Below are 24,713 nucleotides of genomic sequence, written 5' to 3' on the forward strand. Positions count from 1 at the left end.
TTTGCAGTCTCTGCTCGCCGATCAATTTCCACTACTCACTACTGCCTTATACCCACGACTATCTCCGTCAGGAATCCGGCGAGGTCGTCGGTGACGAAGTCGACATCATCTTCCTGCGCCGGATCGCGCTCCCAGATTTCGGAGAATGTCGGCTCGAAATTGCGCGGCACCACCAGGACCGTCGTCATGCCCAGCGACTTCGGCACGGCCAGGTTGCGCGCGAGATCCTCGAACATCACCGCATTGTGGCCGGTGACGGCGTGGAGTTCGGCGAATTTCTCGTAGGTCTGGCGCGCCGGCTTGGGGTTGAGCCCGGCGGCGACGATATCGAAGATGTCGTCGAAATGATCAAGGATGCCAAGCTGGCGCGCAGTGCGCTCGGCATGCCTGCGGTCGCCGTTGGTGAAGATGAACTTGCGGCCGGGAAGCTGGCGAATGGCGGTGCCGAGGACGGGATCCGGCACCAGCCAGGAATAGTCGATATCATGGACTTTCTCGAGGAAATCGTCGGGGTCTATGCCATGGCGCGTCATCAGCCCGTTCAGCGTCGTGCCATATTCCCGATAAAGTTCCTTCTGCAGCTTGCGCGCGTCCTCGCGCGGCAGCGACAGCAGTTCCCCGACATAGGCGGTCATCTTGACGTCGATCTGCGAGAACAGATTCGAATGGTGCGGATAGAGCGTGTTGTCCAGGTCGAACACCCAGTCGGTGACATGGGCGAAGCGAGCGGGGTCGGGGTGTGTAGCCATGCGCCCCTTATGGCACGAAACGGACGATCTTGAAGGGGCTTTATCCACAACTTCTACGCGCCGAAAGTGGCAGAAACCGTCTCACCGTTCAAATTTTAGGCATCCTGGAAAGGTGGCCTTCAGGGCTTGCTGGCACAGAGGCGGTCCAGTGGGAGCCAGCGATGAGCAGTATAATTCTGAAGTCCGCCACCATTGCTTTCGTCTCTGTCGCGGTTTCGCTCCTTCTGACCCTGATCATCGTCCCCGCCATGGGATTCCCGGTCAACCGCATGATCTGGCTGACCTCGACATTGTGTCCGCTGGTTCTTGCATGGGCGGCCTGCGCAAGCACGTTCTGGCACAGCGACAGGCTGAAGTCGGCGCATCGCGACCTTGCCCGCACGCACGCCCAGCTTGCCGCAGCGCATCGCCGGCTGGCGGAAAAGGCCAGCCGCGACGACATGACGGGCATGCTCAACCGGGAAAGCTTCTTTGCCGTGCTCAACGGCTCCCGGCACAAGCCCGATCGCGGCGCCTTGCTGATCATCGATGCCGACCATTTCAAGATGATCAATGACAGCTTCGGCCATCTGACCGGCGACGACGCGCTGCTCCTGATCGCCAGCGCCATCAAGCGCGGGGTGCGCGACGGCGACGTCCTCGGCCGCATCGGCGGCGAGGAGTTCGGCGCATTGCTGGTCGGAGCCACGGAACGGGAAGCCAAGCGCGTCGCAGAGCACATTCGCCGCGAAGTCGAGCTGATCCGCTTCCGGCCCGTGGACGAGCGGACCATTCCGCTGACCGTCAGCGTCGGCGGAACCCTCTGCGGCGAAAGCGCCAGCGTGTCGGAGCTGATGCGGGCCGCCGACCGGCGCCTCTACCAGGCCAAACATCGGGGACGCAACCTGGTGATCCTCGACACCGACATCTCCGAGGCGGCCTGAACGGGCTGATCCAGCATATCGGCCTGTTAAGCAGTCTCTAACCCTGTTTGCACTCGGCTGCGCATTGTTCCGGCTTGCGACCAGTTTTGGCACGCTTCTGGCTTCGATGATGAAGCATGTGCCGTTCAGGGAACATGCCTGGATAGAGACCCGTCGAGAGACCTGTCATGAGTTTCCTTATCAAGAAGATGTCGCGCCGAATGATCATGCAGACGCTGATCGCGGTGCCTGCCCTGTCGCTGTTCCGCAAATTGCCCGATGCGGGTTCTTCCGAAGCCGCCCCCGATGAGATCGTCGAGGTCAATGGCTGGATCCTGAAGCGGAGCGACCTGGCATGATCTTCGACAGTTATGAGGCGTTTCGCGCCGCGAATTTCACGCCCAGGGTCTGCGTTCTCGGCTCCGGCCCGGCCGGCACCACGATCGCCAGAAAGCTCGGCGCCGCCGGCATACCGGTCGTGGTGCTGGAGGCCGGCGGCAGGGAGTTCAGCGACACCTCGCAGGATTTCTACCGCGGCACCACGGTCGGCGATTTCTATTTCGATCTCGATATCACCCGGCTGCGGTTCATGGGCGGCAGCTCGAACCACTGGGCCGGCTGGTGCCGCGTGCTCGACAAACAGGATTTCGAGCCGAAGGCGTGGGTGCCGGACACGGGTTGGCCGATCCGGCGCGGTGACATCGAACCCTATCTGGGCGAAGTGCGCGAAATCCTGGAACTGCCAGATTTCCGGCCGGACGCACCGATCTCGGACGACATCCGCTGGGTGCAGCTGATCAAGAGCGGTGCGGTGCGCTTCGCTGAGAAATACGCCGACGAGCTCGACAAGAGCCGGAACATCGCTGTCGTGCTCAACACCTGTGCCACCGAGCTTGCCGGCGACGGCAGACGCGTGACCGGCGCCAGGCTGTGGTCGCAGGGGCAGGATGCCGGCTTCTTCAGCGCCGACTATTTCATCGTCTGTACCGGCGGGCTGGAGAATTCGCGGCTGCTTTTATGGTCGAACCAGCGCTCCAATGGAGGCGTCGTGCCGAATGCAACGGCGCTTGGCCGCTACTGGATGGAACACCCGACCTTCCAGGGTGGCAACGCCATCCTGGCCGACTATGGCGCATTCGAGGTCGATGCGGTGAACGAGGCCTTCTTCTCGCCGATGCCGGCCGCGATGGAGCGCCTGCGGATCATGAATTTCGGCATCAGGCTGATCGAGACGCCCTATCCGGGCGTCAAGGACCTGATCGCCGATCTCGCCTGTACGGCGCCCAGCATGGCGGAGTGGCTATCGGGCAGGCTCAACCAGAATCTGCGCTGCGCGGCCCAGCTCTATGTCGCCTGGGAGCAGGCGCCGCTGGCCTCGAACCAGGTCGAGCTGTCGAAGACCGTGGTCGACCACGCCGGCGTGCCGCGCATCGAGCTGCACTGGAAGAAATCGGACTTGGAACGCCGCACGCTGCTCGAAGGGCTGAGGCTTTTCGGGACGACGCTGGCCCGGAAGAACCTGGGGCGGGTGCGTATAGCCGACTGGATTTCGAATGGCGGCGACTACCCGACGGACGAGGAGACGGCCGGCCACCACCACATGGGCGGCACGCGCATGGGCACCGATGTCGCCACAAGCGTCGTGGATGCCAATTGCAAGGTGCACGGCATGGACAATCTCTATGTCGGCGGCTCCTCGGTGTTCTGCACCTCGGGCCAATGCAACCCGACGACGACGATCACGGCGTTGGCCTGCCGGCTCGGCGAGCATCTCGGCAAGGTGATCGCCGCCTGAGGGTTCCGCAGCCCCGCGAAATCATCTCATCCCGGCAAGGCCGCGTCACTTGACGGCGCGGCCCCCCGAGCGGCTTAAAAGCCGTAGATGCCGATGCGCACCAGCATGGCGGCGACGTAGCTTTCCCGAATTGCCCTACGCCCGCTGCTCCGAGCGGCCGAAACGCCGTTCGAGATAGGCCTGGCCGAACTCCAGCGTGATCGACAGGATCCAGTAGATCATCGAGGCGGTGATCAGCATCTCGATATGGCGGAACTCCGTCTGGCCCATGGTGCGGGCGAGATACATGATCTCCCAGACGCCGACGACCGACACCAGGGACGAATCCTTCAGCATGGCGATGAACTGGTTGCCGGTCGGCGGGATGATGACGCGCATGGCCTGCGGCAGGATGACCAGCGCCATGGTCTGGCCGGGGCTCAGTCCAAGCGCGGTGGCGCCTTCGCTCTGTCCGCGCGGAATGCTTTCGATGCCGGCGCGGAAGATCTCGGTCATGTAGGCGCCATAACACAGCGACAACGCCAGAATGCCGGCCGGCACCGCGCCGATCACGTAGCCGACCTGCGGCAGGCCGAGATAGATGATGTAGATCTGCATCAGCAAAGGAAGGCCGCGGAACAACGAGGTGTAGAAAGTGGCCAGCCCGTACACGATGCCGTTTCCGGTCAATTTGGCGATGGCGCCGACAAGTGCGATGGCTGTCGCGATCAGGATCGAGATCGCCGAAATGTAGAGCGTGGTGGTGACGCCCTGGGTGACCAGGAAGCCGATCTTCCTGGCGATGAAGGCAAGCGACAGGTCGAAGGAATAGAAGAACAGCATCAGGAGCACGAACAGTTCGATCCAGACGCCGACGATCTGCTGCCGCCGGGGCAAAAGCAGCAGCAGCTTGCAATTCACCAGCACAATGAGCGCGATCAGCACTGCGGAAACGGCGCGCGACAGGACAGGGTTGGCCTGCAGCCAGCCGGATGCAACTGGAATCACCGAGCCTATCCAGCTTGACTTGATGCCCATCGCGTAGAGGCCGGCGGCCAACAGCGCCAGCACGAGCGCCGCCGCTGCGCGGCGGGTGATCCCCGGATAGAAGAGCATCAGCCTGCCGATCATGCCGTCACCTTGTCTTTCGTGGCGGCATGACGTTCTCGCCACCAGTCCTGCGCCTGCAATTTCCAGTAGGTGAGCTGCGCGGCCGCCAGGCCGGCGGCGCCCCCAGCCCAGCTCAATCCGAATGGCGCGAACTGCCGGTACCGGTCCGAAACGCCCAGAATGCCTTCCGCCACGACTTTTCCGGCGATGGCCGTGGTGTTGAGGCCATGGCCGCCGAAAGCCGTGCAATACCAGACGCCCGGCTGCAATTCGCCGATCTGGGGCATCAGGTGACGGGCATAGGACATCAATCCGGACCAGGCCAGTTCGGTCTTGAGGTCCGCAAGCTGCGGATAAGTACCGACCATCTCGCGGCGCAATTCGCGCGCCAGCGCGTAGGCGGAAGCGGCGCGCGTGGTGATGCGCCCGCCCCACAACAGGCGATTGCCGCCATCGACCAGCCGATAATAGTCGCCGGCCCGCCGGTTGTCGCCGACCGCGTCCGTGGTCGCAACGGCTTGCGCGATCAGGCGCGGCGCCGGCTCGGAAACCATCACATAGGTCGCGATGGGCAGGAAGGCGCGGTGGAGCTGACTGAATACCGGGCCGGTGTAGCCGCCGGTAGCCAGCACGACGCGAGTTGCCCGAAGCGTGCCCTCTCGCGTGCGCAGCATCTTTTGCGACCCCGACAGATCACATTGCGCGACTTCGGAGCTCTCATGGATGCTGCCGCCAAGCCGCTCGATTTCATCGGCCACGGAACGCAGATAATTGAGCGGATGGATGTGAAAGGCTTTCGGGTCGCGCAGGCCCTGATAGTAGCGAGCCGATTTAAGCACCGAACGGACGTCTTCCCTGCGCAGATATTGAAGCTCGTATCCGTGGTCGCGCGCCGTCTGGTCGGCATAGGCCTTGAGCGCGTCGCCATCGTCGTAGCGCAGGACGCTGACCAGCCCGTCGCGCGGCATGGCGGCCGATATGTCGAGCGCCTCAATGGTGTGACGCACGAATTCGACGCCCTCGATCGACAGCCGGTGCAGTTGCCGCGCCGCCTCCTTGCCGACGCGCGCGGCAATGGTGTCGCCGCCGGTGGCGAAGCCAGGCGTGACGAAGCCGCCATTGCGGCCCGAGGCGCCGAAACCGACGACCTGGGCCTCGAGCACGGCGACGCGCAGCCCGGAACGCGACAGCTGCAGCGCCGTGGTCAGGCCGGCCAGTCCCCCGCCGACGACGGCCACGTCACAGTGCGCCTCGCCGCGGAGCGGGGGCCTGAGCTTCCGGTCGGTCATGGTGCGGGCGTAATAGGTGTCCGGATAGGCCATCGGCGACTTTCAGCTGCATCCCGCTCAGAGTCAGGAAAAGCGCGTAGCGCTTTTCCTGGGGAATTGCGCAAGAACAAAAGTTTAGAGAGGGGCGGCGATTGTTTCAAACGCTGCACCGCTCCGGCATCTGACGCGTGATGCCCGCCGGCAGCCGAGCGGCGGCCGGCGAGCGATCCAACGTCATTTGGCGCTGTAGTCCTTGCCGTACCATTTCGTGGTCAGCGCGGCGAGCGTGCCGTCCTTCTTCAGCTCGGCGATGATGCCCGAAACCTTTGCGGTCCACTCGGGATCGTTCTTCTCGGCGATGACCACGAGCGGTTCCCGGAAGGCATATTCCCCTTCGAGTATCTTCACGGGATAGCCGTTCTTGATGGCGTTCTGCGCCGTCTGCTCCGGCGCGATCACGGCATTCAGGCGGACACCGTCGCCGAGCCGCAGGTCATCGAAGGGAAGCATGGAATCGGCGAAGGTGCGGATCTCGCCGGGCTCCAGCTTGTATTCGACGGGAGGCAGGCCGGGCGCGTCGATCTCGAGCTTGCGGCGGATGAAATCCTCCGAGGTGGTGGCCGTCTCGACGCCGATCACCTTGCCGTTGAGATCGGCGACCGACTTCGCGGTGCTATCCTTGTGCACGACGTAGACATAGGGGCTGTAATAATAGATGCCGACAAAATCGATCACCTTGGAACGAGCCTTGGTCGGCGTGACCGAGCCGACGCCGAGGTCGTAGCGCCCTTGCCAGCGGCCGCCGGTCAGCGTCGCCCAGTCGGGGGTCTCGAACGAGACCTCGACTCCCAGCCGTTTGCCGATCTCGCGCGAGACGTCGATGTCGAAGCCGGCGAGTTCGTTGCTGTCATTAAGAAAGCTTTGCGGCGGCCAGGCGGCGTTGGTGGCGACGACCATCGCCTTCTTCGACGTGACGCGATCCAAAGTTTCTCCGGCCATGGCGGCCGTCGTGATCGCGAATGTCGCGGCAGCAAGAATGGCGAAATCGAGCAGTTTTTTCAAGGTTATCCTCCCTTATGGATGCAGCTGAAATGATTTGTGCCTGCGGCGGGCACCAGTGGTTGTTGCGACCGCGACGTCTCCGCGCGTTCGGCTTGCGGATGCAAGTCCAACGCGGCTCGCTGTCGATTTGCGTCCATCGCAGCCGAAGCTGTTCCCCTCATGGGCTGGCGTTTGTGACAGTTGACACTCAGGTCGCGAAAAGCAGGGTTCCACCCGGCGAAATGCCGGATAATGGCAGCCATGCAGTCATTGCGTGCCGTGAGGCGGCAAAATGCCGGATATTTCAGCCTTGCGCAGCCTGCACCGGCTTCCTCAGGATTGTCGCGGACGTGGTTCAGCCGATAGGATCGCGCCGAGGGATTGACGGTTCCAGGGCGGATCGAAGGAGAGGATTGATTGTGGAATTGACCGAAAAAGATCGCCAGCTGCTCGCGCTGATGCAGAAGAACGCGCGTGAGCCGGTCGCATCACTGGCGCGTCAGCTCGGCGTATCCCGGACTGCCTTGCAGGAGCGCATACAAAAGCTCGAGGCGGGCGGCGTCATCGAAGGCTACGCGGTGCGGCTGACCAAGGAGGCAGCTCAGAATTCCGTCCACTGTTTCACCTTCGCCGCCCTGAACAACAAGAGCTACCCGGACGTCTCCAGGAAGATCAAGGCGATGGCTTCGATCCAGGCGGTCTATGCCATAACCGGCGAGTGGGACCTGATCATCCATGTCGCGGCCGAGACGCTCGAGAAGCTGAACCGGGAAGTGAACGCGCTGAATGAAATCGGCGGCATAGTCAAAACCGCTTCGCATGTGGTGATGGAGACGAAGTTCAACCGCAACATCTATGCCGCACTATAGGAAGGGCGAGGTTCGCCCCTGCCCATCCGAATCCGGCTAGAGCAATTCACCGTCTCATGGAACGCTAAACTGCTCTATCTCTTTGTTTTCTGCGCAATTCCCAAGGGAAAGCGCTACGCGCTTTTCCCGGGAAAACCGTGCAGACTTTTCCTGGGATTGCCCTAGACAGTCGCCGGGTCGAGTGCGGGCTCGCCCATGCGGCGAGCGACGATCGCCGCGAAGTCGGCGGTCTGGAATGTGTCGCGCAGCGCGTCGAAGGACGGCAGCACGAAATAGACGCGCTGGAACTTGTCGATTTCGTAGCCCGTGCGCATCACCGTTTCCAGGTCGAAAGGCGCATGGTGCGCATCCTTGCTTTCGACCGCGAACTGCAACTCCGTGAAGGACGACATCAGGCCGGCGCCGAAGGCCTTCAGCGGCTGACCACTCTCCTGCATGAGGCCGTATTCAGCCGTATACCAGTAGAGCCGGCTGATCATTTCGTCGCCGCCGAGCGCGATGATGTCGCCCGCCTTCTGGCCATACATCTGCATGAAGTCGGCGAAGACCGGCTGCGACAGCACCGGCACATGGCCGAAGAAATCATGGAACATGTCGGGTTCGACGATGTAGTCGAGTTCCTGCTGCGTCCGCAGCCAGTTGGTGACGGGGAAACGGCGGCTGGCGAGATGGTCGAAGAAGGGCGCGGCCGGGATGAGCCCTGGCACGGCGACGATCTCCCAACCAGTCAGCTTGCGCAACTTGGCACTGACTTCGTCGAAGTCCGGGATGCGGTCGAGCAGGCCGAGCTTGTCGACGCCGTCGAGATAGGAATGGTGGGCGAGCTTGCGCGTCAGTTTCGTCTGGCGGTCGCACAGTGTGCGCCACACCGCCTGTTCGTCGGCGCTGTAGTCATAGCCCTGCGCCACGGTGAAATCGGCACGGCAGACCGAGTAATCGCCGCGCAGCCCTTGAGCCGCGCAGTCGCGGGCATATTCGGCAACGCTCATCGTCGTCATGGTTTTTCTCCTCGCCAATCCTGAATTTCGGATTCTAATCGGATTTGCGGAGGCAAATCGGTTTTGGTGATGGCCGGAATGAGGATTTTTGGATAACATCCACTCGGAATGTGCCATAGCGGAGTTAAAGTGCCTCAGTTCGACGATTTCGAGATCAAGATGCTCGATATCCTCCAGCGCGACGGACGCAAGCCGGTCTCGGAACTGGCGCAGGAGATCGGCCTATCGACGACACCTTGCGCGCGGCGCTTCGAGGCGCTGCAGGAGGCCGGCATCATCAAGGGCTTTGCCGCCGTGCTAAGCCGCCGTGCCGTCGGCCTGACGGTCGAGGTGTTCATCCAGGTGCGGCTGGTCAGCCACAGCGACGGTTCGCCCGAGAGCTTCATCGCCGCGGTCCAGCGCATGGACGAGGTATCATCCTGCTGGACGATGACCGGCGACCACGACTTCCTGCTGCACGTGATGGTGCCGTCGGTCGACGAACTCAACGCCTTCGTCATGCACCGGCTGATGCGACTCGACGGTGTGCGCGACGTCCACACGCAGCTCGTGCTGCAGAACATCAAGGGACCCGGCCACGTGCCGCTCGGGCATCTGCGGCGGTGATGGCGCCGGCATGGGCGGATCATTCATGAAGAGGTCCGCCATGCGCAGATGGGGCGGCGGGTCTGGTTCCGCGAGTCTGGGGATTTCTGACGCGCCACGGCCGGGTGAAGATGGCCTGACGCCGGCCGATTTCCGGGGCGCGCCGCAGGACGCGCAAGAGCAATCGATGGTGTTCGAACGGACGGCACGGAAACCTGCCGTGCTCGCGGCCATGCATTCGCACCGCGCCTGACTTTTTCACGCTGGCCGTTATCAGGCTGCGCGCTACTTCCTGGAAGCGGAGGGTGTCCGGCAGGAGGACCGATGGAGCTTGTCACCCATAAAAAGATGAAAGAGGGCAGGCTGATGCCTTGGGGAAAAGGCACCGTCGTCAGCGGCGCCAGGGGGTATGTCTTTCTCGCCGGCAATACGGGCACGGCCGAAGATTACGACCCGTCGACGGGCAAAGGTGGCGCCGTCGGGGACGCGGCGACGCAATGGCGCTCCATTTTGACGACCATTAAATCGGACCTGGAGGAGCTTGGCAGCTCGCTCGAGCATCTCGTCAAGATCACCCAATATGTAAAAGGACCATTTCCGGACGGCGGCGTTCTGAGTTCCCCCAATTTCCGGCTGGACGTCATGGACGAATTCTTCGCCACGCACTGCCCGAAGCACTGCAGCTACAACAATCCGCCGCCCTCGGAGGTAATCGGGGTTGCCGCACTTGCGCATCCCGATCTCGTCATCGAGATCGTGGCGGTCGCCGCTCTGCCGGACTAGCGTCCGGCGCGACAACCCACAAATATCAGGGCACGATCAGCGTGCCGGCGCCGTGCTCGGTGAACAGTTCGAGCAGCACCGAATGCGGCGTCTTGCCGTTGAGGATGACGACGCCTTCGACGCCGCGCTCGATCGCCTCGATGCAGGTCTCGACCTTCGGGATCATGCCGCCCGACACCGTGCCGTCCTTGATCAGCGCCCTGGCCTCGGCGACCGTCAGCTCGTCGATCAACTTCTTGTTCTTGTCGAGCACGCCCGGCACATCGGTGAGGAACAGAAGACGCGAGGCCTTGCAGGCGCCGGCGATGGCGCCGGCGAAGGTATCGGCATTGATGTTGTAGGTGTGGCCATCGCGGCCGGGCGCCACCGGCGCCAGCACCGGGATCATCTCGGAGCGCGCCAAAAGGTCGAGCAGCGTGCGGTCGACCTCGACCGGCTCGCCGACGAAGCCGAGATCGAGCACGCGCTCGATGTTGGAGTCCGGGTCGATCATGGTCTTGCGCGCCTTTTCGGCGAAGACCATGTTGCCGTCCTTGCCGCACAGGCCGATCGCCCATTCGCCCTCGGCATTGATGAGCGCGACGATCTCCTTGTTGATCGAGCCCGCCAGCACCATCTCGACGATCTCGACCGTCTTCTGGTCGGTGACGCGCAGGCCGCCCTCGAATTTGGATTCAATGCCCATCTTGTTGAGCATGGCGCCGATCTGCGGCCCGCCGCCATGGACGACGATCGGGTTGACGCCGGACTGTTTCAACAGCGCGATGTCGCGCGCGAAGGCTTTGCCGAGTTCGCTGTCGCCCATGGCGTGGCCGCCATATTTCACCACCACCGTCTTGTTCTCGTAGCGCTGCATGTAGGGCAGCGCCCGCGACAGCAGGGCGGCCTGCATTTCGGCGGTGGCGGCAATGTCCGTCATCGGCGTGGTTCCCTGGTTTTTGATTTCATGCCTGCCGTTGTCCCAAAACCGCTGCGCATTTCTGGGCGACATGCATCAGGTAAAGACGGCGGCGTCTTAGCGGGAATTGGCGCGGGCCGCAAACGGCTTTGCTGTCATATTCGGGCGGCTCACGACCTCGTCATCGCTTATGGCACCATAAGCGGCGTCCTGCGGCCCAGCCAACCGGAGATCTTCTCCATCTGCGCGGCCAGGGACAAAAGCGTCTCCTCGTCACCGGGCCGGCCCGCGGCCTGGATGCCGAGCGGCAGGCCGGCGTCGGTGACATGGACGGGCAGCGCGATCGACGGCTGGCCGCTGACATTCTGGATCGCCGGCCAGTGGGTGAACCACAGGCTCTTGTCCATCAGCTGGCCGAACAGCGGTTCGATCCTGAGCAGCGCCGTGAGGCGAAGCTTGTCGAGCATATTCTCGATGAGCTCGTCGGCGCCCTTCGGGTCCATCGCGCCGCAAGCGAGCGGCGGGTGGGCGATGACAGGCATCAGCACGGCGTCGTAACGCGCCGTCTCCGCAATCAGTTGCCGCGAGGCGGCATGCAGCCGCTGCAAGCCTGCATAGGTCTCGCCGGCCGAGACCATTTCGCCCAATCGGCCGAGCACCCGCGTCGCGCGCTCGATGTCGCCGGTGATGGTGCGGCCGATGCGCACTGCTTCGGCCCGCAACATGCCTGCGACAGCCGAGGCGACCGTTCTGCAGAAATCGGCGAAGAAGTCGCGACCGATGGAGGGCAAATCGATTTCCTCGACGCTGTGGCCGCCCTCGCGGGCGAGCGCCACTGCGGTATCGAGCGCTTTCAGCGTCTCGGCCGAAATCGGCAGGCCAAGCGGAGAGTTCCGGTACGCTGCGAGCTTGAGCTTGCCGGGATCGCGCGCGGCAGCCGCGGCGAACGCACCCTTCGGCGGCGGCGCGGCATAGGGCGCCAGCGTGTCGGGACCATGGGTGAGGTCAAGCAGCAGGGCGCAATCGCGCACCGAGCGGGTGACGGCATGGTCGACCACCATGCCGTACCAGCTTTCGCTCACCAATGGGGACAGCGGGACGCGGCCGCGCGAGGTCTTGAGGCCGACCAGCCCGGTGCAGGCAGAAGGCACGCGGATCGAGCCGCCGCCATCGGAGGCATGCGCCACCGGCACGACGCCGGCGGCGACCAGTGCCGCAGCGCCGCCGGACGAGCCGCCGCTGGTATGGCCGGTGTTCCAGGGATTGCGGGTGATGCCGAAGGCCTTTGATTCGGTCATCAACCGCAGCCCGTGTTCGGGCGATGTCGAGGTGACGATGGGTATCAGTCCGGCGGCGAGATAGCGCTCGGTCAGCACCGAGCTGACCTCCGGCACCCAGGCGGGGATGCGGCTGCCGCCATGCGACGGCACACCTTTGATGGCGATGCCGAGATCCTTGATGGCGAAGGGCACGCCGGCCAGCGGCAGGGAACGGTCGATGCCTTTCGCCCGGCTGCGCGCCGCATCGTAGAGTGGCTCGGCCGTGGCATTGATTTCAGGCCGGCTGGCCTCGGCGCGTGCGATCGCCGCGTCGACCAGTTCGACCGGCGAAACCTCGCCTTTGCGCACCAACGCGGCAAGGCCGGTGGCGTCTTCTTCCCACAGCACCCGTTCGACCGACATGCGCGCTCCCCCGATCCAGGCAAGGTAATCAGCGGCCAATCCGTTGGCAATCGAGCGATGGAACGAGTGCGGCGCGGTGCGGAAAGCTTTGGGTGCACGGAAATTTGCGCCGTTGCAAATACATCGCGATCCCCTAATTTGCCGACATGACGCCACAGGAGATCAGCAATCTGATTGTCCGGACTTCGATGAAGGACCGGGCTTCGTTCGATCTGCTGTACCGGCAGACCAGCGCGAAACTTTTCGGTGTCTGCCTTCGTGTATTGAAGGACCGGGGAGATGCCGAAGAGGCGCTTCAGGAGGTCTTCGTCAAAATATGGACGAAGGCGGACCGTTTTGCCGTCTCGGATCTAAGCCCGATTTCCTGGCTGGTGGCCATCGCGCGCAACCATGCGATCGACCGCATCAGGGCGCGGCGGGAACCCGCCGCCTATATCGATGCCGCGCTCGATGTGGCCGATCCGGCGCCGGGACCGGAGGCCATGACCGTGGCAGGTGCCGAGTCCGAGCGCATCTATCATTGTCTCGAGGAATTGGAGAAGGGCCGGGCAGCGGCTGTCCGGGGCGCTTATCTGAACGGCGAGAGCTATGCCGAACTGGCGGAGCGCCATGGCGTGCCGCTGAACACGATGCGAACCTGGCTGCGGCGCAGCCTGCTGAAGCTCAGAGAGTGTCTGGAAAGATGACGCTGGCAGACGACGACGGACCGGAACGTGGAGGCGACGACCTGTTCGCCGCCGAATATGTTCTTGGCGTGCTGACAGCGGAAGAACGCCAGATCGCGTCCCGCCGCATCGATGGCGACGCCGCATTCGCTCGGCTTGTCGATGCCTGGGAGGCCCATTTTTCGCCCTTGGCCGTCGCCTATCCCGGGACAGAACCTCCGATCAGGGTCAAGGAGGCGATCGATCGCCGGCTGTTCGCCTCGCAGCCTCGCACCGGCCTATGGTCGAGCCTTGCCTTCTGGCGCGGCCTTGCCGCCGCCGCCATCGCGGCGCTGGCGATCTATATCGCCTTGCCTTTCATCAACCCGCCGCTCCAACAACCACAGCTTGTCGCCTCGCTGGCTGCCGAAGGCAGCGACGTCAGATACCTCGTCGTCTATGACGCGGCGCATCATGAAGTCGGCCTGTCGCACGTTTCCGGTGAGCGGGCCTCCGGCAAGGACTTCGAACTGTGGGTGATCGCGGGCAAGAACGCGCCGGTTTCGATGGGCGTCATCCCGGCCGGGAAGGCTGCGCATGTGACGGTTTCGCCTGCCGTGCAGCAGAAACTTGCGCAGGGCGCCGTGCTGGCGGTCAGCCTCGAGCCTTCAGGCGGTTCGCCGACCGGCCAGCCGACGGGACCGGTGGTCGCTGCGGGCGACCTGAAGGGCATCTGACGGCTCCCCGCCCGGGCCGTCAACTTACAAAATAGTGAAGTCTATTTTTGCGTGGATAACTGGGAACCAAATTCCCGCGGTTGGTTCAGCCTATGCGCCGAAATCACGGGACCTCATTCGAAAGAAAAGAATTCTTTCATAGAAAGCGAAACTAAGTTTCTCATGGCCCGTATCTCCTCGCGTTCCCAATAATGGGGAAAACAACCCGAGGAGACTTACATCATGCGTAAACTCGCCACCCTTTTGCTCGCCGGTACGATCGGCCTCTCGGCGCTCGGCACCATCGCCTATGCCGCCAATCCGATGGTCGGGGGCGCACCCATGTACGCCAAGAAGAACATCATCGAGAACGCCGTCAATTCGAAGGACCACACGACGCTGGTCGCTGCCGTCAAGGCAGCGGGCCTGGTCGACACGCTGCAGGGCGCCGGGCCCTTCACCGTCTTCGCTCCCACCAACGAGGCCTTTGCAGCACTTCCGGCCGGCACGGTCGAAACGCTGCTCAAGCCCGAGAACAAGGACAAGCTGACCAAGGTCCTGACGTGCCATGTGATCGCGGCGAAAGCGATGGCCGCCGACGTCGCCAAGATGGCCAAAGCCGATGGCGGCGCGCATGTGGTCAAGACGGCCGGCGGCTGCGAGCTGACGCTCAAGGCCGACAAGGGCAAGGTCACCGTCACGGACGAGAACGGCAATGTCGCCCATGTGACGATTGCCGATGTCAGGCAGTCCAATGGCGTCATCCATGTCATCGACAAGGTTCTTTTGCCGAAGATGTAACAAACGGCTCGCTGCCGGCGAACAGGCAGCAAGGCTCTCCTGCCGGTGCGCGGCTCGCGCGACCGGCAGGCGTCCGCTCCGCCCCGTGGCTCCATCCGGGAGCCTGGTGCGGGCAACGTTCGGTCCTCAACGGCTTTTGATTTTCAGCCGAACGTTGAATGTGGCAAACAGACAGCAGGAGGATTGGCCATGAACCGTCGCGACTTTCTCTTGAGCGGCGCCGCCGCAATCGGCGTGGCTGCCGGCACGGCATCTCTGCTGCGCATGGGCGGGTCGCAGGATGCGCGCGCGGCGGAAACTTTCGAAGTTACCAAGACCGATGCCGAATGGCGCGCGATCCTGTCTCCCGCGGCCTTCGACGTGCTGCGCAAGGAAGGCACGGAATATCCCGGCACCAGCCCGCTGCTCAACGAGCATCGCAAGGGCGTCTTCGCCTGCGCCGGCTGCGACCTGCCGGTTTACTCCTCCGAGACGAAGTTCGATTCCGGCACCGGCTGGCCGAGTTTCTGGCAGGAGATCGCCAATGCCGTCGGCAAAACGGAGGACCGGTCGCTCGGCATGACTCGCACCGAAGTCCACTGTCGCCGCTGCGGCGGCCATCTGGGCCATGTCTTCGACGACGGCCCGCCGCCGACCGGGCTGCGTCACTGCATCAACGGCGTGGCGCTGAGCTTCAAGCCCGCCACAGCCTGAGACCATGCGGCCGCGATATGAAAAAACTCCGGGCTTGCGGCCCGGAGTTTTTTAGCGGTCAATCATTTCGGGCGTGGACTGGAGGAGCTTCCCGAAACGGCTGCCCGTGTTTCCTTGCTTTCAGCGCGATTCCGGACGCAAACCGTCTCTCCCGGTATTGCCCTGGTGTCAGTGCCCGCCGCCACCACCGCCGGCGGCCGCCGGTTTGCGGATCATCATGGTGAACAGGCCAAGCGTCGCGAACAGCACCGTCAGCATGTAGAACACATCCATGAAGGACAGCAGCGCCGCCTGCTGCTGGACCATGCCCGACAATTTCGAGATCGCCGCGCTGGCCGCATCCAGGCCGGCGGTCTGCTCGAAATTGAGCGTCATGTTCTGAAGCTTCTGCTGCGCGGCCGCACTTCCCCACTGCACGTGCTCGGAGAGCCTTGCATAGTGGAAGGCGTTGCGGTCGATCAGCACCGTGTTGATCAGGGCGAGGCCGACGGCACCACCGAGGTTGCGGGTCAGGTTGAACAGGCCCGATGCATTCTTCAGCCGCTCGGGCGGCAGCGTGCCGAGCGCGATGTTGTTGATCGGCACCATGCACAGCATCATCGAACAGCCGCGCAGGATCTGCGGGATGAGCAGCTCGTAGAAATCCCAGTCGGCGGTCAGGTGCGTCATCCACCATGTTCCGGTGGCAAAGCCGAAGAAGCCGATCATCATCATCAGGCGCGGGTCCATCTTGTTCGACAGGATGCCCGAGACCGGCGCGGTGAAGAACATCGCCAGGCCGCTGACGAACAGCGCCTCGCCGATCATCATCGAATCGTAGCCGCGGATGCGTCCGAGGAACACGGGGTAGAGATAGGTGAGACCGTAGAGGCCGATGCCGATGACGAAGGAGAACAGCGAGCCGAAGGCGAAGTTGATATTGCTGAACGCCTTGAGATCGACGATCGGCTCCTCGGCGGTGAACACCCGCCAGAAGAACAGCACCGCGCCGAAGGTCATGACGACGGCACAGATGAACACCGCCTGATCCTGCAGCCAATCATTGTTCGGGCCTTCCTCGAGCACATATTCCATGCAGCCGAGGAACGCCGCCATGCCGGCAAGGCCCCACCAGTCGAACTTCGAGAACAGCTTGAGATTGGGCTTGTCGAAGTCGATCAGCGACCAGGCCGCCGTCGTCACCAATATGCCGGGCACGACATTGACGAGGAACAGCCAATGCCAGGACATTGCGTGGCTGATATAGCCGCCGACAGTCGGGCCGATTGTCGGCGCCAGGGTGGCCACGAGGCCGATCATCGGCGACACGACGGCACGGCGCGACGGTGGGAAGATGGTGAAGGCGGCCGCGAAGACGCTGGGGATCATGCCGCCGCCGATAAAGCCCTGGATGGCGCGATAGACGATCATCTGGTCGATGTTGGTGGCGGTCGCGGCGAGCGCGCTGGCGGCGGTAAAACCCGCCGCCGAAATTGTGAACAGAATGCGCGTCGACAGCATCCGGCTGAGAAAGCCGGACAGCGGGATCATGACCACCTCGGCGATCAGATAGGCCGTCTGCACCCAGGGGATCTCGTCGGAACTGGCGCTCAGGCCGGCCTGGATCTCAGCCAGCGAGGCCGAGACGATCTGGATGTCCAGGATGGCCATGAACATGCCGAACACCATCGCCAGGAAGGCTATGACGCGCCGCGTCGAGATGGTGTCAGGCACAGCCGGCCTCGCCGGCGGCGCTCCTGCGGTCAGGGTTGCGGTAGCCATGGCGTTGCTCCCCGGAGCGCGCTCAGTTGGTCGCGGCCGGCGCGGTGCGGCTGTCGACGGCGACAACGACGCTCAAGCCGGCGCGCAGCCTGCCGCTCTTCAGGGCATCGGCCGGCACGTCGATGCGGACCGGGACGCGCTGCACCACCTTGGTGAAGTTGCCGGTGGCGTTTTCCGGCGGCAGCAGCGAGAACACCGCACCCGAGGCCGGCGCCAGCGAGGAGACAGTGCCCTCGATGGGCTCGCCGTCGATGGCATCGACCGAGATCCTGACCTTTTCGCCGGGCACCAGCCGGGCAAGTTGGGTCTCCTTGAAGTTGGCGACGACATAAAGTTTGTTCATCGGCACGATGACGGCGAGCTTCTGGCCGGGGTTGACGAGGTCGCCCTGCTCGACGGAACGGTTGCCGACGACGCCGTCATAGGGCGCCTTGAGCACAGTGAAGGAAAGGTCCCGCGCGGCCTTGTCGCGGCTGAGCTGCAAGGATGCCAGCGTGCTTGCCGATTCAGCACGCTGCGCCTCCAGCACGCCGATATTGGCCTGTGCCGCGGCGATCTGCGCGTCGGCGCCGACGAGAGCGGCGTTGGCCTGGTCGAGCGCCGTCTGGGCGTCGTCGAGTTGCGCCTGGGTGCCGACATGGGTCTTGAGCAGTTGCGCGGCACGCTGCTGGGCGCGCGCGGCATTGGCCGCCGCGGCCTGATCGGCGGTCTTGGCGGCCTGCGCCTGCTGCAAGGAGGCCTGCGCCGCCTTGGTCTGCGCATCGATGCGATCGAGCGTCCTGGCCAGCGTGGCGATCTGCGCCTCGGCCTGGGCGACCGCTATTTTGTAGTCGCCGTCATCGACCGTCAGCAGCGGATCGCCGGCCTTGACCTGCTGGTTCTCGCTGACCTTGACCTGATCGACATAGCCGGAGATCTTGGGCGAAATGAAAGCCATGTCGGCCTGGACATAGGCGTCGTCGGTCGAAATCATGAAACGGCCGGTGGTCCAGTAATCGTAGCCGTACCAGGCGCCGGCCCCGAGCAAGGCGACGCCGATGATCGGCAGCAGGAAAGAGCGCACGGAACGCTTCTTCTTCGGCGGAGTTTCCGCCAGAGGCGGCGCGGCGACTGGCTGGACGGGAACTTCCGGTGCTTCCGTCGCCGGAGCAACCTTGGCGTTGGGGAAAGGACGGACTTCGGCGGTGGACGGCGCGTTCGAGGACATGACATCTCTCTCATGTTATAATACTGAACCGTTCGGTTCGATCCGGGCGTTGACATAGCGCCTAAAGAGGACCATATCAAGAGGCAATCGAACCGCTTGGTTCGAATTATTTTCGAGGTGTGACTTTAATGGCCGACACAACGCCCGAAGTCGAAAACGACAATTGCGGCGACCTGCTGGACAGCTTGCGCCGCGGCCGCCCGGCAGCCGGACAGGATCCGGTCAAGCGCAGCCAGATCATCGATGGCGCCCGCCGGGTCTTTATCGACAAGGGCTTCGAGGCGGCCTCGATGAACGACATCACGCGGGAAGCCGGCGTGTCGAAAGGCACGATCTATGTCTACTTCGCCAACAAGGAAGAGCTGTTCGAAGCGCTGATCGAGGAAGAGCGCGGCACTATCTTCAAGAACATGTATGACGTGCTCGACCGTGCCGACGACCTGCGCGAGACGTTGGTGAAATTCGGCAAGGTCCTGTCCATGAAGATCACCTCGGCCAAGGTCATCCAGGCCCAGCGCACGGTGATCGGCGCCTCCGACAGGATACCCGACATGGGCGCGCGGTTTTACGAACGCGGCCCCAAACGCGGCCACGACAAGGTCGTGACCTTCCTCAATGCCGCCATCGACCGTGGCCTGCTCAAGATCGACGATGTCGACCTTGCCGCCTATCAGTTCACCGAACTGTGCCTGGCCGGTCTTTTCCGGCAGTGCATCTTCGCCTATCGCGCCAAGGCTCCGAACCAGGACGAAATCGACCATATCGTCAGGTCGGGCGTCGACATGTTCCTGAAGGCCTATGGCACCGAAATGCTTGCCGCGGAGGAAAGCCACAAGATGATCGCCCTGGAGGCGAAGGCTTAACCCGGCTTTTTGTGCCGCTAACCGCCATTGGCCGCGAGAACGATCGCGGCGCGCAGCTCCTCCAGGCCCTCGGCCTTTTCCGATGACGTCGCCAGCACGAAAGGAAATGCCGCCGGTCGCTTCTTGATCTTGGCAAGCGTCTCCTCAATCAGCCGCGGCACGCCGGCAGCCTTGATCTTGTCGGTCTTGGTCAGCACGATCTGGTACGAAACCGCCGCCTTGTCGAGCAGCGACAGCACCTCGTCGTCCTTGGCCTTGATGCCGTGGCGGGCGTCGATCAGCACATAGACCCGCTTCAGCGTGACGCGGCCCTTGAGATAGTCGAAGACCAGCTTCGTCCAATCGTCTACCTTTTCCTTGGGCGCGGTGGCATAGCCGTAGCCCGGCATGTCGACCAGCGCCATTGGCGGCAGGTCGGCGCCCTCCCCCGAAAATCCGTCCGGCACGAAATAATTGAGTTCCTGCGTGCGCCCCGGCGTGTTGGAGGTGCGCGCCAGGCCCTTCTGGTTGACCAGAGCATTGATCAGTGACGACTTGCCGACGTTGGAACGGCCGGCAAAGGCGATTTCCGGCGGCCCTTCCGGCGGCAGGAACTTCATGGCGGGCACACCGCGGATGAAGATCCATCCGCGGGTAAACAGGTCGGTGCCGATCGTGGTGCTGTATTGAGCGTTCAAGCTGCTGTCTCCAGAAGAGAAATATCGGCGCCCCTGATGGCATCGAGGTTGCGGCTGATCTTGTCCACCGGCAAATCCCACCATGCCACCGTCAGCAGCCGCCGGATCGTCCTGTCGTCGAAACGCATCTTGACGACCTTGGCCGCGTTGCCGGCGACGATGGTATAGGGCCGCACGTCGTGCGTGACCACGGACTTCGCCGCGACAATGGCGCCATGTCCGATTTGCACCCCCGGCAGGATCACCGCCTCCATGCCGATCCAGACGTCGTTGCCGACCACCGTGTCGCCGCGCACCTCCTTCGACCATGTGACGGGGTCGAAACCCTTTTCCCAGCCATGGCCGAAAATGTTGAACGGATAGGTCGAAAAACCGGACATGGCGTGGTTGGCGCCGTTCATGATGAAGCGGGCACCTTCGGCGATGGCGCAGAACTTGCCGATGATCAGCCTGTCGCCGATGAAGGAATAGTGGTGCAGCACGCATCTTTCGGCGAATTTGTCCGGCCCTTCCGGATCGTCATAATAGGTGAAGTCGCCGATCTCGATGTTGGGCGCGCTCACCAGCGCCTTGAGGAAGCCGACGCGCGTGTGCATCGGGATCGGGTGCTTGATGTCGGGATTGGGTCCGGTCATGTCGAGGTCCGTCAAGGATTGGCCGATGCGGCGACGTTGAGCTTCGCATGCGCCCGGTCAAAATAGCGTGATCCGCCTATAGCACCAAACGGCGGATGCGCGAGCCTTCGCGAACTGCCGGGCTCAATTGCTGCCGCGGCAGATCACGATCGGATTGGACAGTGCGCTGTCGAAGCCGCTGCCCTGGTAGATAGTGACGTTCGAAGCTCGGGGCGGCAGCGCGAAACTGCCTTCCACGATCTTCTGGTCGCCGGCCGGCGTGTGCAGAGCCCAGCTATAGGTGCAGAACTGGGGCGGCGCCTCGGCCTCGACATGGCTGCAATTGAGCTGCGCTCCGCCCAGCATGGCAGCGCCGCCGCAGCTGACCGCCTCCTTTGCAGTCGCCGCGCCCGGATACCCCAAGAGAGCCGTGACCGCCGCGATCCTGATCCAATTCATCGTCGAAATCCTTGCCGGCGAATTCAAGATCGCAGGCGGCCTTTTCAAGCCGTGGCCCATGCGATTTTTCCAGGCCGGAGCTTACTCGGTCTTGCGCAAAGCGTCCAGCAGGATTATGTGCATGATGATAATAAGCATGCTCACGAAAAGTTGCTCGCCGACCCCGATCTCCTCCCATGCCCTCCTCGCCCAATGTCAGCTTCGTGCTGCACGATGTCGCGCGCCTGCTCAGAAAACGGTTCGAGCAGCGTTCGCGGACGTCAGGACTGACCCGGGCCCAGTGGCAGGTCCTGGCTTTTCTTTCGCTGCATGAAGGCATTCACCAGAACAAACTCGCCGACCTCATCGAGATCGTGCCGATCACGCTTGCCCGGCTGCTCGACAAGATGGAAGCGCGCGGCTTCATCGAACGCAGGCCCAATCCCTCCGACCGCAGGGCCTGGCTGCTGTATCTGACCCCGCAGGCCCGCCCGCTGATCGAAGTGATGCGCAGCAACGGCCAGAAAACACGCAATGAGGCCTTCGCCGGCCTTCCCCCTGAAACACAGCAGCAACTGCTGCAAACCCTCTGCTTGATCAAACCCAATCTGCTCGTGGCTTGCACCCAGCCAGCCGTCGACCGGGAGAAACTACATGGCTGAACCAACCTCACCCAAGAAACCCGCCGAAGCAGAGCCTTCCGCGGGGCGGACCACAGACCAGATCATCCGGCTGGACAGCGAGCGCGAGCAGAGGCGGGCCAATACCGTCATCGACAATGACGAGCTGGAAACGCCGGTCGCTCTGGAGCCAGCGGCACTCGAGGCTCCGTCCAGGGAGCCGCAGGCGGCCAAGGTCGCCGCGGCACCTGCGGCGCCGGCCAAGCCCAGGCGCAGCCTGACGCGGCCGGTCCTGTTTGCCCTGCTCCCCGCGGCGCTGGCGGTCGGCGGCTATTATTACGTCGTCGGCGGCCAGACCATGACGACCGACAATGCCTATATCCAGGCCCAGTCGCTCGGCGTTTCCACCGACGTCTCCGGCACGGTGCAGGAGATAGACGTCCACGAGAACGAGGTGGTGAAGAAGGGCCAGGTGCTGTTTCGCCTGCGGCCCGCCTCATTCGAAACCGCGCTGGCCGCCGCCCAGGCCCAGCTCGGGACCGTGCGCAACCAGGTGCTGACGTTGCAAGCGAGCTATCGGCAGTCGCTGGCGCAGATCGAGCAGGCCGAGGCCGACATCCCCTATTACGAGGCCGCTTTCCAGCGCCAGCAGGATCTGCTCAAGACCTCCACCGCCTCCAAGGCGACGTTCGACAGCGCCCAGCACGACCTCATCGCCGCCCGCCAGAAAGTGTCCGTCGCCAAGGCGCAGGCACAAGCCACACTTGCCCAGCTTGGCGGCGACGCCAACCAGCCGGTCGAGAAGAACCCGTTCTACCTGCAGGCCCGGTCGGCAGTGGACGACGCCCAGCGCAATCTCGCCGATTCCATAGTCAAAGCGCCGTTTGACGGCATCGTCACCAATGTCGACGCGCTGCAGATCGGCAAGTACCTGCCCGCTTCGCAGCCGGCGTTCAGTCTGGTCTCGGCGACCGATCTGTGGATCGCGGCGGAGCCCAAGGAAACCGAACTGACCTATGTCAGGCCAGGACAGACGGCGACGATCAGCGTCGACACCTATCCTGGCGCCGTCTGGCACGGGACCATCGCCTCGATCAGCCCCGCATCGTCGTCGAGCTTCTCGCTGCTGCCGGCGCAGAACACCACGGGCAACTGGGTCAAGGTCGTGCAGCGCATCCCGATGCGGGTCACGATCGATGATCCGCAGGGCAAGCCGCCGCTCAGGGGCGGGATGAGCGTGGTTGTCGACGTCGACACCGGTCATGCGCGCGGCCTGCCCGACTTCGTCACCAACCTCATCCACCGGGCCGAGCAGAAATCATGACCGCGGCAGGCGCCACGCCGGTGGTCGCCAATCGCGGCGCCATCACCGCCTGCGTGATCCTGGCGGTCATCATGCAGGCGCTGGACACCACCATCGCCAATGTGGCGCTGCCCTATATCCAGGGGAGCGTTTCGGCGAGCGCCGACCAGATCAATTGGGTGCTCACCTCTTATATCGTCGCGGCTGCCGTGATGACGCCGCCTTCGGGCTACCTTGCCAACCGGTTCGGCCGCAAACGCATCCTCCTGATCTCCATCACCGGCTTCGTGGTTGCCTCGGTGCTTTGCGGCTTCGCGCAGTCGCTGCCGCAGATCGTCGGCTTCCGCCTGCTGCAGGGCCTTTTCGGCGCGGCGCTGGTGCCGCTGTCACAGAGCATCCTGCTCGATATCTATAGTGTGGAAGAGCGCGGCTCGGCCATGGCACTGTTCGGCGTATCGGTGATGGTCGGGCCGGTGCTCGGGCCGGTCATCGGCGGCTGGCTGACCGAGAACGTCAGCTGGCGCTGGGTGTTCTACATCAACGTGCCGATCGGCGCCCTGGCCTTCGCCGGCGTGTCCATGTTCGTCCAGGAGACGAAAACGGATCTCAAGGCGAGGCTGGACTGGCTGGGCTTCGGCATGCTCAGCATCACCATCGCGGCGCTCCAGATGTTCCTCGACCGCGGCGAGCAGCTCAACTGGTTCTCCTCCTCCGAGATCATCGTCGAAGCGTTGATCTGCGCCTCGGCCTTCTACATCTTCCTCGTCCACACCTTCACCGCCCGCAGCAGCTTCGTGAACCCCAGGCTCTTCCTGGACAGGAATTTCGCCGTCGGCATGGTCTTCATTTTCATCATCGGCATCACCTACCTGGCCTCGCTGGCCCTGATGACGCCCTATCTGCAGACGCTGATGGGCTATCCCGTGGTGACGGCCGGCATCGTCATGGGGCCGCGCGGCCTCGGCACCATGGCCTGCATGTTCCTGGTCGGCAGGCTGGTCGGCAAGGTCGATACACGCTGGCTGCTGTTGACCGGCCTGCTGGTCACCGCCTGGGCGATGTACGACATGACCGGCTGGACGCCTGACGTCTCGCAATGGACGATCATCAGCACCGGCTTCATCCAGGGTGCGGGACTCGGCTTCCTGTTCGTGCCGCTGACCACCATCACCTTCGCCACGCTGGCGCCGGAGCGGCGCGCGGAAGGCACCGGCCTCTACAATCTGTCGCGAAACATCGGCTCCAGCGTCGGCATATCCGTCGTCACCGCGCTGCTGACGCAGAACGTCCAGATCAACCACGCCAACATCGCCACCTATGTGACGCCCTTCAACCAGGCGTTCAGCGATCCGGCGATCGCCCAAGCGATGAACCCGTACACGGCCGCCGGCCGCGCCGCGCTCGACGGCGTGGTGACGCTGCAGGCGACCATCATCGGCTACATGAATGATTTCAAGCTGATGATGATCCTGTCGCTGGCCGCCATCCCGCTGGTGCTCCTGCTGCGCAAGCCGGCAACGCCGGCCAAGATCGATCACAGCGCCGTCATGGAGTGATCGCTCGAGCGCGATCGGGTCACGATCGAGCGCAAACCGCAGCGGCTCTGCGGAAAAACGGGGCCGCACCACGGCTGGTCTGCCCTGCCGCCATTTCATTGCTCGAATGGACCAGTATCCCGCGAAGCGGCGCGGAACCCGGTTTGCCGGAGGCCTGCCAG

26 protein-coding genes are annotated in these 24,713 nt (G+C 63.5%); 14 read left to right on the top strand and 12 right to left on the bottom strand.

The window, feature by feature from the left end:
* Positions 1 to 38: 38 nt before the first annotated feature.
* Positions 39 to 749, bottom strand: a complete 711-nt coding sequence (locus FJ964_RS17965; protein WP_140551627.1) for a pyrimidine 5'-nucleotidase — start codon at positions 747 to 749, stop codon at positions 39 to 41.
* Positions 750 to 910: 161 nt separating this feature from the next.
* Between FJ964_RS17965 and FJ964_RS17970 the strand changes: the two genes are divergently transcribed.
* The 3 genes from FJ964_RS17970 (at position 911) to FJ964_RS17980 (ending at position 3,446) form a co-directional block, all read left to right on the top strand.
* Positions 911 to 1,672, top strand: a complete 762-nt coding sequence (locus FJ964_RS17970; RefSeq protein ID WP_140551628.1) for a GGDEF domain-containing protein — start codon at positions 911 to 913, stop codon at positions 1,670 to 1,672.
* Positions 1,673 to 1,839: 167 nt separating this feature from the next.
* On the top strand, positions 1,840 to 2,010 hold the full coding sequence (locus FJ964_RS17975) for a hypothetical protein (RefSeq protein ID WP_140551629.1): 171 nt from the start codon (positions 1,840 to 1,842) through the stop codon (positions 2,008 to 2,010).
* On the top strand, positions 2,007 to 3,446 hold the full coding sequence (locus FJ964_RS17980) for a GMC family oxidoreductase (protein ID WP_140551630.1): 1,440 nt from the start codon (positions 2,007 to 2,009) through the stop codon (positions 3,444 to 3,446). Before FJ964_RS17975 ends, FJ964_RS17980 begins: the two co-directional genes overlap by 4 nt.
* 135 nt (positions 3,447 to 3,581) lie before the next feature.
* Here the strand turns inward: FJ964_RS17980 and FJ964_RS17985 are convergent, their stop codons facing one another.
* From FJ964_RS17985 to FJ964_RS17995, 3 genes are all read right to left on the bottom strand, one after another.
* Complete coding sequence (locus FJ964_RS17985) at positions 3,582 to 4,556, bottom strand: amino acid ABC transporter permease (RefSeq protein ID WP_140551631.1); 975 nt, start codon at positions 4,554 to 4,556, stop codon at positions 3,582 to 3,584.
* On the bottom strand, positions 4,553 to 5,857 hold the full coding sequence (locus tag FJ964_RS17990; RefSeq protein WP_140551632.1) for an FAD-binding oxidoreductase: 1,305 nt from the start codon (positions 5,855 to 5,857) through the stop codon (positions 4,553 to 4,555). Before FJ964_RS17990 ends, FJ964_RS17985 begins: the two co-directional genes overlap by 4 nt.
* 180 nt (positions 5,858 to 6,037) lie before the next feature.
* On the bottom strand, positions 6,038 to 6,802 hold the full coding sequence (locus FJ964_RS17995; RefSeq protein WP_224519058.1) for a transporter substrate-binding domain-containing protein: 765 nt from the start codon (positions 6,800 to 6,802) through the stop codon (positions 6,038 to 6,040).
* A gap of 77 nt (positions 6,803 to 6,879) precedes the next feature.
* On the opposite strand from FJ964_RS17995, the gene FJ964_RS31360 reads away from it, so the two are divergent.
* Positions 6,880 to 7,713: an Lrp/AsnC family transcriptional regulator gene (locus FJ964_RS31360; RefSeq protein WP_224713355.1), complete on the top strand. Its 834-nt coding sequence runs from the start codon at positions 6,880 to 6,882 to the stop codon at positions 7,711 to 7,713.
* Between the two features lie 161 nt (positions 7,714 to 7,874).
* On the opposite strand, the gene phhA is transcribed toward FJ964_RS31360, so the two are convergent.
* Complete coding sequence (gene phhA / locus FJ964_RS18005) at positions 7,875 to 8,711, bottom strand: phenylalanine 4-monooxygenase (protein WP_140551634.1); 837 nt, start codon at positions 8,709 to 8,711, stop codon at positions 7,875 to 7,877.
* Positions 8,712 to 8,840: 129 nt separating this feature from the next.
* Between phhA and FJ964_RS18010 the strand changes: the two genes are divergently transcribed.
* The gene (locus FJ964_RS18010; RefSeq protein WP_140491470.1) at positions 8,841 to 9,317 is read left to right on the top strand and encodes an Lrp/AsnC family transcriptional regulator; all 477 of its coding nucleotides are present in this window, start codon (positions 8,841 to 8,843) and stop codon (positions 9,315 to 9,317) included.
* A gap of 303 nt (positions 9,318 to 9,620) precedes the next feature.
* Positions 9,621 to 10,079, top strand: coding sequence for a RidA family protein (locus FJ964_RS18020; protein ID WP_140551635.1), 459 nt, complete (start codon positions 9,621 to 9,623; stop codon positions 10,077 to 10,079).
* Positions 10,080 to 10,104: 25 nt separating this feature from the next.
* Here FJ964_RS18020 and argB read toward each other — a convergent pair whose 3' ends face one another.
* Both argB and FJ964_RS18030 read right to left on the bottom strand, forming a co-directional pair.
* The gene (gene argB, locus FJ964_RS18025) at positions 10,105 to 10,998 is read right to left on the bottom strand and encodes an acetylglutamate kinase (RefSeq protein ID WP_140551636.1); all 894 of its coding nucleotides are present in this window, start codon (positions 10,996 to 10,998) and stop codon (positions 10,105 to 10,107) included.
* 167 nt (positions 10,999 to 11,165) lie between these two features.
* Positions 11,166 to 12,659 (bottom strand): amidase, encoded by a 1,494-nt coding sequence (locus FJ964_RS18030; RefSeq protein WP_140551637.1) that lies wholly within the window; start codon positions 12,657 to 12,659, stop codon positions 11,166 to 11,168.
* A gap of 146 nt (positions 12,660 to 12,805) precedes the next feature.
* Here FJ964_RS18030 and FJ964_RS18035 point away from each other — a divergent pair, with 146 nt between their 5' ends.
* The 4 genes from FJ964_RS18035 to msrB all read left to right on the top strand — a co-directional run bounded on the left by FJ964_RS18035 (position 12,806) and on the right by msrB (position 15,513).
* The gene (locus FJ964_RS18035) at positions 12,806 to 13,345 is read left to right on the top strand and encodes a sigma-70 family RNA polymerase sigma factor (RefSeq protein WP_140551638.1); all 540 of its coding nucleotides are present in this window, start codon (positions 12,806 to 12,808) and stop codon (positions 13,343 to 13,345) included.
* A complete protein-coding gene (locus FJ964_RS18040; protein WP_140551639.1) occupies positions 13,342 to 14,040 on the top strand; it encodes an anti-sigma factor in 699 nt (232 codons plus the stop codon). The genes FJ964_RS18035 and FJ964_RS18040 overlap by 4 nt, the downstream gene beginning before the upstream one ends.
* Before the next feature lie 222 nt (positions 14,041 to 14,262).
* On the top strand, positions 14,263 to 14,820 hold the full coding sequence (locus FJ964_RS18045; RefSeq protein ID WP_140551640.1) for a fasciclin domain-containing protein: 558 nt from the start codon (positions 14,263 to 14,265) through the stop codon (positions 14,818 to 14,820).
* Positions 14,821 to 15,009: 189 nt separating this feature from the next.
* On the top strand, positions 15,010 to 15,513 hold the full coding sequence (gene msrB / locus FJ964_RS18050) for a peptide-methionine (R)-S-oxide reductase MsrB (protein ID WP_140551641.1): 504 nt from the start codon (positions 15,010 to 15,012) through the stop codon (positions 15,511 to 15,513).
* 168 nt (positions 15,514 to 15,681) lie between these two features.
* Here msrB and FJ964_RS18055 read toward each other — a convergent pair whose 3' ends face one another.
* Both FJ964_RS18055 and FJ964_RS18060 read right to left on the bottom strand, forming a co-directional pair.
* Positions 15,682 to 17,274 carry a DHA2 family efflux MFS transporter permease subunit gene (locus tag FJ964_RS18055; RefSeq protein ID WP_140551642.1) on the bottom strand — a complete coding sequence of 531 codons (1,593 nt, stop codon included), beginning with the start codon at positions 17,272 to 17,274 and terminating at the stop codon, positions 15,682 to 15,684.
* Between the two features lie 22 nt (positions 17,275 to 17,296).
* Complete coding sequence (locus tag FJ964_RS18060; protein ID WP_140551643.1) at positions 17,297 to 18,481, bottom strand: HlyD family secretion protein; 1,185 nt, start codon at positions 18,479 to 18,481, stop codon at positions 17,297 to 17,299.
* A gap of 128 nt (positions 18,482 to 18,609) precedes the next feature.
* Between FJ964_RS18060 and FJ964_RS18065 the strand changes: the two genes are divergently transcribed.
* Complete coding sequence (locus tag FJ964_RS18065) at positions 18,610 to 19,344, top strand: TetR/AcrR family transcriptional regulator (RefSeq protein ID WP_140551644.1); 735 nt, start codon at positions 18,610 to 18,612, stop codon at positions 19,342 to 19,344.
* Between the two features lie 17 nt (positions 19,345 to 19,361).
* Here FJ964_RS18065 and yihA read toward each other — a convergent pair whose 3' ends face one another.
* From yihA to FJ964_RS18080, 3 genes are all read right to left on the bottom strand, one after another.
* Entirely contained in the window at positions 19,362 to 20,021 is a 660-nt protein-coding gene (yihA, locus tag FJ964_RS18070; protein WP_140551645.1) for a ribosome biogenesis GTP-binding protein YihA/YsxC, read from the bottom strand.
* The gene (locus FJ964_RS18075; RefSeq protein ID WP_140551646.1) at positions 20,018 to 20,656 is read right to left on the bottom strand and encodes a CatB-related O-acetyltransferase; all 639 of its coding nucleotides are present in this window, start codon (positions 20,654 to 20,656) and stop codon (positions 20,018 to 20,020) included. Before FJ964_RS18075 ends, yihA begins: the two co-directional genes overlap by 4 nt.
* Before the next feature lie 123 nt (positions 20,657 to 20,779).
* Positions 20,780 to 21,094: a hypothetical protein gene (locus tag FJ964_RS18080; RefSeq protein WP_140551647.1), complete on the bottom strand. Its 315-nt coding sequence runs from the start codon at positions 21,092 to 21,094 to the stop codon at positions 20,780 to 20,782.
* 176 nt (positions 21,095 to 21,270) lie between these two features.
* Here FJ964_RS18080 and FJ964_RS18085 point away from each other — a divergent pair, with 176 nt between their 5' ends.
* The 3 genes from FJ964_RS18085 to FJ964_RS18095 are packed head-to-tail and all read left to right on the top strand — an operon-like array spanning position 21,271 to position 24,552.
* Positions 21,271 to 21,735, top strand: a complete 465-nt coding sequence (locus tag FJ964_RS18085; protein ID WP_140551648.1) for a MarR family transcriptional regulator — start codon at positions 21,271 to 21,273, stop codon at positions 21,733 to 21,735.
* Positions 21,728 to 23,017, top strand: coding sequence for an HlyD family secretion protein (locus FJ964_RS18090; protein ID WP_140551649.1), 1,290 nt, complete (start codon positions 21,728 to 21,730; stop codon positions 23,015 to 23,017). The genes FJ964_RS18085 and FJ964_RS18090 overlap by 8 nt, the downstream gene beginning before the upstream one ends.
* Positions 23,014 to 24,552: a DHA2 family efflux MFS transporter permease subunit gene (locus FJ964_RS18095; protein WP_140551650.1), complete on the top strand. Its 1,539-nt coding sequence runs from the start codon at positions 23,014 to 23,016 to the stop codon at positions 24,550 to 24,552. The genes FJ964_RS18090 and FJ964_RS18095 overlap by 4 nt, the downstream gene beginning before the upstream one ends.
* The last annotated feature ends 161 nt before the right edge of the window (positions 24,553 to 24,713 follow it).

It is taken from the genome of Mesorhizobium sp. B2-3-2 (genome assembly GCF_006442295.1).
Taxonomy (GTDB): Bacteria; Pseudomonadota; Alphaproteobacteria; order Rhizobiales; family Rhizobiaceae; genus Mesorhizobium.